We start from the raw sequence: 7818 nt of genomic DNA on the forward strand, positions 1-7818 counted from the left end.
AGCATCGAGACGAAATCAATGGGGAGTGACGTCAGGATGAGTGACACAGCCATGAAGGGACCGGACGAAGCGGGGTCCCCAACACCCTATTCCAGGAAATCCTATCGCTATTTCGTTCTGGCGGTCTTGACGCTGATCTACGCGTTGAACTTCGTCGACCGCCAGTTGCTGGTCATCCTGCAGGAACAGATCAAGGTCGAACTGGACTTGTCGGACACGCAGCTGGGCCTGCTGTCCGGCTTCGCCTTCGCGCTGTTCTATGTGTCCTGCGGGATCCCGATCGCGCGCTGGGCGGACCGAGGGGTCCGGCGCAACATCATCGCGCTCGCGCTGACGGTGTGGAGCGGCATGACTGCCGTCAGCGGCCTGGCACAAAGCTATTTGCACCTGCTGCTGGCACGGATCGGCGTCGGCGTCGGGGAGGCGGGGGGAAGCCCGCCCGCCCATTCGATGATCTCCGACATCTTCGAGGAGAAGGAGCGCGCAACCGCACTGTCGATCTATTCGATCGGCATTTACATCGGCATTCTGACGGGCTTCGCGCTGGGCGGCTTCATCGCCGAGACCTTTGGGTGGCGCACGGCCTTCCTGGTGGTCGGGCTGCCGGGAATCCTGGCCGCGGCGTTCCTGCGCCTTACCGTGCGCGAACCCAGCCGCGGCTGGTCCGAAAAGCGAGAGGCGGAAGCGGGCGACGCGCCGCCGCTTTTCCAGGTCATGCGCTTCCTGTGGTCGCGTCGCACGTTCCGAAATCTGGCGCTTGCCGGCAGTCTTCAGGCGACGGTGATCTACGGGGTCGGCAACTGGCTGCCGTCTTTTTTCCTGCGCACGCACAGCATCGGCCTAGCGGAACTGGGGCTATGGATGGCGCTCACCTCCGGCCTTGGCGGCGGTGCGGGGTCGTTCTTCGGCGGATGGCTGGCCGACCGGCTGGGACAGCGCGATCGGCGCTGGTATGTCTGGGGCTCCGCCATGCTGGTGCTTTTGATCAGCCCCGTCCTGCTGGTCATGCTCACGACCGACAGCCTGACCCTTGCCCTGACCCTGACCGGCGCTTTCCATTTTCTTTCCGCATCGTACCTTGGCCCGGCGCTGGCCGTGTCCCACGGCCTCGTCGGGCTGCGCATGCGCGCCCTGACTTCGGCGGTATTCTTCTTTTTCATCAATCTGATCGGGCTTGGGCTGGGCCCGCTCATCGTCGGCGCTCTAAGCGACTGGTTTGCCGCTCAGGCTCTTGGGGGGGCGCTTGGCACCGCCATGCTGATCGTCGGCTGCGCGGCATCGCTTTGGGGGGCGGCGCATTATATTTTCGCGTCCCGCTACATCCGCCCGGATCTGGACAGCAGCCCCGCCAGGGCGCCGATCAAGGCGGTAAAGGCATGAGCGCCGTGCCGCTGAAGCCGGTGTTGCTTGCTGCGGGAACGGCTTTGCTGGCGACGGCATGTATCTCCTCTGGCGCCGGTGGAGACCCGGCGAGGAGCGTCGCCGACACGCCCACCCGGGCAACCACGCCGTCTGGCGCCTACATTTCGTGGCGCGAACACCGGATCGACGACCAGGATCGCAATGGCGGCGTTGAAATCCGGGGCGGTGACGGCTTGCAGATGGCGGATATCGACCGGGACGGGTATCCTGATATCGTCTCGGTGCACGAGGACTCGCACCATCTGCGGATCGCCTTCGGGACCGGCGATCCTGATCGATGGGCGCTCGCCACCGTTGCCGCGGGCGCGGTCGTCGCCGCGATCGAGGATGTCGCGGTGGGCGATCTGAACGGCGACGGCTGGCCGGACCTCGTTTCCGCCAATGAGGAGGCTCATCTCGCCTATTTCCAGAATCCCGGCTCGACTCAGGCGGCGCGGGCGGGAAACTGGCGCAGCCTCGTTCCGCTGCCGACACGGGGGCGCGGCTCCTGGCTGCGGGTCTTCATCGCGGATATCGACGGCGACGGCCGGAACGACGTGGTCGCCGCAAACAAGGGCGAGAGCGATATCGTCGATCCGGCGGCTCCCCGTTCCGATCGAACGACGTCGCTGTTCACGATTGCGGGCGATCCGCTGGATGAACGCGGGTGGCGTGAACAGATTTTGTTGGCAAGGGGCGTGCCGAACACCGCGATGCCGGTCGACATCGACAATGACGGCGATCTCGACATTCTTGGCGCCGCACGCCTCGAAGAGCAGATGTTCATCCTCGAAAACAAGGGAGTCTCGGCCGCCGGCAAGGTCATGATCGTGCCGCACCCTGTCGTGCTCCAGCCGGCCTCCGAGGACAGGCGCGGATGTACGATCCGTTCCAGTGCATTCCAGTCGCAATTCCGCAATCTCGACGCCGACGGCAGGCCGGATCTGGTGGTGGGGGTCATGGAAGACTGCGGCGATGCCCGTGCGCCGAGGGGACTTCCGGCGCTGGGATGGTTGCGCCAGCCCGCCGCGCTGGATGAGCCTTGGGTGTTCCACCGTATCGGCGACATCCTTCCCGATATGCCGATCGCGATCGAACTTGCGGATCTCGACGGGGACGGCGATCTCGACCTCGCCACCGGGGGGTATTCCGGCCTCAATATCCTTCAGGGCGGCTATACGGACGCGACCCGGGAAGAGGATCATCCATTCGTTACCAGCGCATCGTCGGTCGGCCGCATGGCTTGGTTTGCCAATCCCGGAAATTCGTCGGGAACGTGGACCCACCATGACATGTCCAGACGGGTCCGGGGAATGTTCGATCAGTTCGCCGCGCGCGACATGGACGGCGATGGAGACGTCGATCTCGTCGGGACCAGAGGCAATAGCGGGCGCTTTGATGGTGTATTCTGGCTCGAGCAAGTCAGATCCGAGACGCCGCAGCGCTCCTTTCGACCGGCGCGGGCAGTGGAGAGCCGGCCGCTATCCCTGCCGCCGGAAAATTGGATCGCCCTTTACGAACGTAACGTCACGCTGACCCCGCCAAACAAGCGGGATTGATATCTTCGCAAACATTGCTCTTGGAAGTGTCGCTGCGTCTTGCGCAATCCCAGAGGAAGAACGGAGACCGCGGCTACCGCTCCGTTATCGCTCTAGATTAAACCCGGATAAGGTAGGCTTCTTCAACGACTGCTTTCGGGATTATTCTGTTGAAAAACTCCGGCTTGCGATCGGGGTGAAGTCCTGATTTCGGTCTTTGCAAGCAAGCGGAGATCAGTTCGATGATGGGCGAGCAGACGGTGATGCAGGAGGCGCTGTTCTACAGCTTCCGCATCGAGGATCATGTGCCGGGCGATCATCTGCTGCGTGCGATCGATCGGTTCGTCGATCTGTCCAGCATCCGTGAACATCTGAAGCCGTTCTACAGTACGATGGGTCGGCCTTCGATCGATCCGGAACTGATGATCAGGATGCTGATCGTTGGCTACCCGCATGGGCATCCGCTCTGAGCGGCGGCTGTGCGAGGAGGTGCATCTCAACCTCGCCTATCGCTGGTTTTGTCGGCTCGATCGTGACTGAAGGTGAAGGCGGATCGCTCGAAGGTGTCTCAGGTAGTTTAGAGAGCTATCGGACAGGATCGCCCTATTGCTCAGTGATTGATCGGCTAACGACACAGACACTGGTCGGGACGCCTTACTTGAACCACTGGTGCGGTATCTCAAGGACAATCTCCAAACCATCCGAGTGCCACTTGCGATAGAGTTTAGCACCCATGCCTTCGACCATGGCTTGTTCCAACTGCGATCCAAAGCCACCCCTTTGTGGCTGCTCAAGATCGCATAGACCTGACTCCCGCCAGCGTATCTTGATCTTATCCGCGCAACGACCCGCAATTACCTCGATTTGTCCATTTGGCACCGCTAAGCCCCCATATTTGGCCGCGTTGGTTGTCAACTCATGAAAGATCAAAGCTATCGAACTCAGTCCAGCATCCGTTAGGCTGAGGGGACCACTCTTGATCAAAACCTGATCTTGCCGCGCTTCGTCCCGGTAAGGGGCGAAAACCGCTTCCAGCAGGTTCCGAAGTTCTGCATTCTCACGAGCGCGCTCTCCGCTCGCATCTGGCAATGTCAGTTCATGCGCTCTTAAGAGGCTTTGCAGCCTCTCTGACAAATTGCTCTGCAGATCAGCAACGCTTGTGGTATCCTTGGCGCTTAAGGCGACGAGACCCCGTACAAGCGCGAAGAGATTACGCACACGGTGCCGCATCTCCTGCAAGAGCAATCGCTGCTGCTGTTCCGCCCGCTTGCGCTCGCGAATATCCCGAGCGATTTTGGATGCACCGATCACAATTCCATGAGCGTCGCGAACCGGAGACACCGTGACGGAAATTTCGATTAGCGTGCCATCTTTATGGCGACGCACTGTCTCGAAATGCTCGATCCGCTCCCCGTTGCGAAGCTTGCCCAGGATCATGTCCTCCTCGGAGAGACGGTCTTCGGGAATGATGATCCGAATGGATTTGCCGATTGCTTCTTCGGGGGCATACCCGAACAAACGTTCAGCCCCGGCATTCCAGGAGGTTATGATACTGTCGAGAGTCTTGCTGACGATTGCATCGTCAGAGCTTCCGATAATAGCCGCTAGCCATGCATCCGACTCAAGGGCGGGGGAATTCGGTATCTCATCGTCCAATCTTGTATTACGCATTTCAGCGACTTCCCGCAGCAGCGCGGCATGCCGGCAATCCCGCTCATACGGAGATGTACTTCGGCTTTAACGCTTGCCGCCAAAATGACCAGCTGTGCTCAGATTCATCGACGCTGTTAGGATATGATCCAGTGCGGGAACTTCGGCACTTGCTCGAAATAGATCCCGAAAAAGTGGTCATCTCCCCAGCGGGCGCTGCAAGCGGACCGACATGTCGGAGGTTAGCCGAGCGGCACCTTTTCCAAATCCCTAAAAAAAGACAGCCTGCTCTCGGCCCAGACTTTGCCAATTGCCTTCGTCCCTGCAAATGGCCGGTTTCAGGCTCGGTGTATTCTCTCGATAGGTGCCGCAGTTGGACCGTCATTGACATTACGCTTATCACGCATCATGTAAAGTTACATGAGAAGAGATAGCCGATTATCGGGGGTGCTCCATGTGCTGCTGCACATGGCGGAACAGTCCGGCCTTCAGACATCCGAAACACTGGCACGTGCGATGGACACCAACCCAGTCGTGATCCGCCGCATCATGGCGGGACTGCGCGAGCAGGGGTTGGTGCATTCCGAAAAGGGGCATGGCGGCGGTTGGACGATCGCTTGCGATCTTGAGGCTGTCACGCTGCGCGACATCTACGACGCGCTGGGGCGGCCGGAGATACTAGCGATGGGCAATCGCACCGATGCGCCCGCCTGTCTGGTCGAGCAGGCCGTCAATGCGGCGCTCGGGAAAGCTTTCGATGACGCCGAGGCCTTGCTGCTGCGGCGGTTCGGCGAAATCACCCTGGCGCAATTGAGTGCCGATTTTCACACGCGCCTGACCGAACGCGGCGGCGCAATCACGCCGGAGACTTCGCATGCAGCATGATGCCATTATCATTGGCGGCGGCTTTGCGGGGCTTGCGGCCGCAACCTATCTGGCGCGGACGCGCCGCAATGTCCGGGTTCTCGATACCGGCAAGCCGCGTAATAGGTTCGCGGAAGCCTCGCATGGTTTTCTGGGACAGGATGGCAGCAACCCCGGTGACATACTGGCGACAGCGCGGGTGCAGCTTCAGGCCTATGATACGGCCGAACTGACCGAGGCGAAGGCGAGGGAGGCGCGAGCCGTTGAGGATGGCTTTGCAGTATCTCTTGCCAACGGTGAGGAAATCACGGCGCGTAAGCTAATCCTTGCCTTCGGCCTGCGCGACGAACTGCCCGATCTGCCAGGTTTGCAAGAGCGATGGGGGAAGACCGTCCTGCACTGCCCCTATTGTCACGGTTTCGAGTTCAGCGATCGGCAGTTGGGGGTGCTCTACCGCACGCCAATGTCGATCCACCAGACACAGTTGATCACCGAATGGGGACCGACCACGCTCTATTTGAACGGAGCGGAACTGTCCGGGGAAGACGCCGCTCAGCTTCATGCGCGCGGCGTCAGGATCGAACCGGCTCCCGTTCTGGGATTGGCAGGAGAAGGAACGGACCTGTCTGCTATCGAACTGGCCGATGACCGGAGCAGCACGATCTCTGCGCTCTACATCGCGCCGCGCTCTTGCCTTAACAGCACGGTTGCAGAACAGCTCGGTGCCCGGATCGATGAAGGCCCGATGGGGCCAATCATCCACACCGATGGCGACAAGATGACAACGGTTCCGGGCCTATATGCAGCCGGCGATATAGCCCGCGCTCCGCACAGCGTCAGTTGGGCCGTCGCCGACGGCGTTACGGCAGGTACATCGGCGCACCGTGCGCTTGTCTTCGGCTGAACGATGGACACGCTACGCCCCTTTACCGATGCGGCCGCTGTTGCGCGTTATGCCGAAGAGACACCGCGCAAGGTGCCCGGTTATGCAGACCTCCATCGAATGACCATGCTCCTGCTGGCGGAGCGCGCGCCGCCGGACGCTGATATCCTTGTCTATGGTGTCGGGGGCGGTCTGGAACTCAAGGTATTCGCCGAAGCGCAGCCTGGCTGGCGATTGGTCGGTGTCGACCCCTCGGCGGAAATGCTCGATCTGGCGCGGGAAATCCTCGGGCCGCTCCAGAGGCGGGTCGACCTCCGGCAGGGCTATATCGAGGCGGCGGGGCAAGCTCCGTTTGACGGCGCGGCCTGCCTGCTGACGCTGCATTTCCTCCAGCGGGAAGAGCGGCTGGCGGTATTGCGCCACATCCGCCGCCGGATGAAATCCGGCGCTCGGCTGGTCATCGCCCATCACAGCTATCCGGAGGGAAGCGCGCCCCAGGCCTGGCTCGCCCGGTCGGCCCTGTTTGCGGATCGGGCCATGCAGGATGTCGCCGGGGCATCCCATTTCGCGCAACTGATGAGCAAGCAGTTGCCGATTTTGTCGGCGGCCGACGAAGAGGGACTGCTGGAACAGGCCGGATTCAGCGAGATCGCTCTTTTCTATGCCGCCTTCAGTTTTCGCGGATGGGTCACGACCGCATGATGCAAAGCGAACTTGAATTTATGGCAGGGTATAACGGCCCTGATCTGGACAGGAAATGACCGCTTTGTTCGCGGCTACTGCCTCAACAAAAATCTGCGAGGAACGGCAGCTATAGGTCGCTGCTTGCTCGAAACCGGACAGTCTCCTCACGGCCCAGGTTAGCCCGAAAAGTAGCATCTTTAAGAAGAGTGGTATCTATAAGATTGGCTGTGTCTAAAGGCGGATAATCGGCGCCGAACAACCCAAATCGTGTCGTCTTTTCTTCTCTAGCATAGGCTTCGCGGACAAAGATTGACGTGAAACTCGGGTCTTAATTCAAGGCTGCCTTTTGGAGGCAGTGTGGGGTGAAAGGATCGGGCTATCGGACGACGAGTGGGAAGTGATCGGACCGCTGCTGCCGCCAGAGCGCGGCCGTGACTGCCGACCGGCGAGGATAATCGACGCTACTTCGAAGGCATGATGTGAATCGCCCGGGCTGGTTCGCAATGGCGACACCTGCCGGACGAGTATGGCAAGTGGAACAGTGTCTTCCGGTGCTATCGACGATAGGTCACGACCGGCGTGTTCGATGCGATGCTGGAGACGCTGGCTGAACTGGCGGGCCGGAACACCTCCGCCGACTACAGCACGGTGGTCCGGGCACATCATTGTGCAGTCGGCTTAAAAAGGGAACTCAGTAAACCGAGGCGCTCGGTCGATCGCGAGGAGGTTTCACTACCAAGCTCCACGCCCGGTGCGACGCCAGAGGTCTCCCGCTCGGCTTCGTGCTGACGCTCGACC

At 60.8% G+C, this 7818-nt stretch carries 6 protein-coding genes and 1 pseudogene; 6 read left to right on the plus strand and 1 reads right to left on the minus strand.

All coding sequences use genetic code 11. The annotated features are described in order from the left end of the window. The first annotated feature begins 36 nt into the window (after window positions 1–36). The 3 genes and pseudogenes from C725_RS13310 to C725_RS13320 all read left to right on the plus strand — a co-directional run. Window positions 37–1380, plus strand: a complete 1344-nt coding sequence (locus C725_RS13310) for a spinster family MFS transporter (protein WP_008603696.1) — start codon at window positions 37–39, stop codon at window positions 1378–1380. After that, a complete protein-coding gene (locus C725_RS13315; RefSeq protein WP_038283369.1) occupies window positions 1377–2960 on the plus strand; it encodes an FG-GAP repeat domain-containing protein in 1584 nt (527 codons plus the stop codon). Before C725_RS13310 ends, C725_RS13315 begins: the two co-directional genes overlap by 4 nt. Window positions 2961–3181: 221 nt before the next feature. Then, a pseudogene (locus C725_RS13320) lies at window positions 3182–3470 on the plus strand (transposase); the annotation flags it as partial. A gap of 123 nt (window positions 3471–3593) precedes the next feature. On the opposite strand, the gene C725_RS13325 reads toward C725_RS13320, so the two are convergent. Further along, on the minus strand, window positions 3594–4595 hold the full coding sequence (locus C725_RS13325; RefSeq protein WP_243442755.1) for a PAS domain S-box protein: 1002 nt from the start codon (window positions 4593–4595) through the stop codon (window positions 3594–3596). A 414-nt stretch (window positions 4596–5009) separates the two neighbouring features. Here C725_RS13325 and C725_RS13330 point away from each other — a divergent pair, with 414 nt between their 5' ends. Genes C725_RS13330 through C725_RS13340 form a run of 3 tightly spaced genes read left to right on the plus strand, consistent with a single transcriptional unit; the run spans window position 5010 to window position 7038 of the window. Continuing rightward, window positions 5010–5474 carry an Rrf2 family transcriptional regulator gene (locus C725_RS13330; protein ID WP_038283373.1) on the plus strand — a complete coding sequence of 155 codons (465 nt, stop codon included), beginning with the start codon at window positions 5010–5012 and terminating at the stop codon, window positions 5472–5474. Further along, window positions 5464–6357, plus strand: a complete 894-nt coding sequence (locus tag C725_RS13335; protein ID WP_008603701.1) for an NAD(P)/FAD-dependent oxidoreductase — start codon at window positions 5464–5466, stop codon at window positions 6355–6357. The genes C725_RS13330 and C725_RS13335 overlap by 11 nt, the downstream gene beginning before the upstream one ends. A 3-nt stretch (window positions 6358–6360) precedes the next feature. After that, window positions 6361–7038, plus strand: a complete 678-nt coding sequence (locus C725_RS13340) for a class I SAM-dependent methyltransferase (RefSeq protein WP_008603702.1) — start codon at window positions 6361–6363, stop codon at window positions 7036–7038. The last annotated feature ends 780 nt before the right edge of the window (window positions 7039–7818 follow it).

This window comes from Pacificimonas flava, from assembly GCF_000342165.1.
Lineage (GTDB): Bacteria > Pseudomonadota > Alphaproteobacteria > Sphingomonadales > Sphingomonadaceae > Pacificimonas > Pacificimonas flava.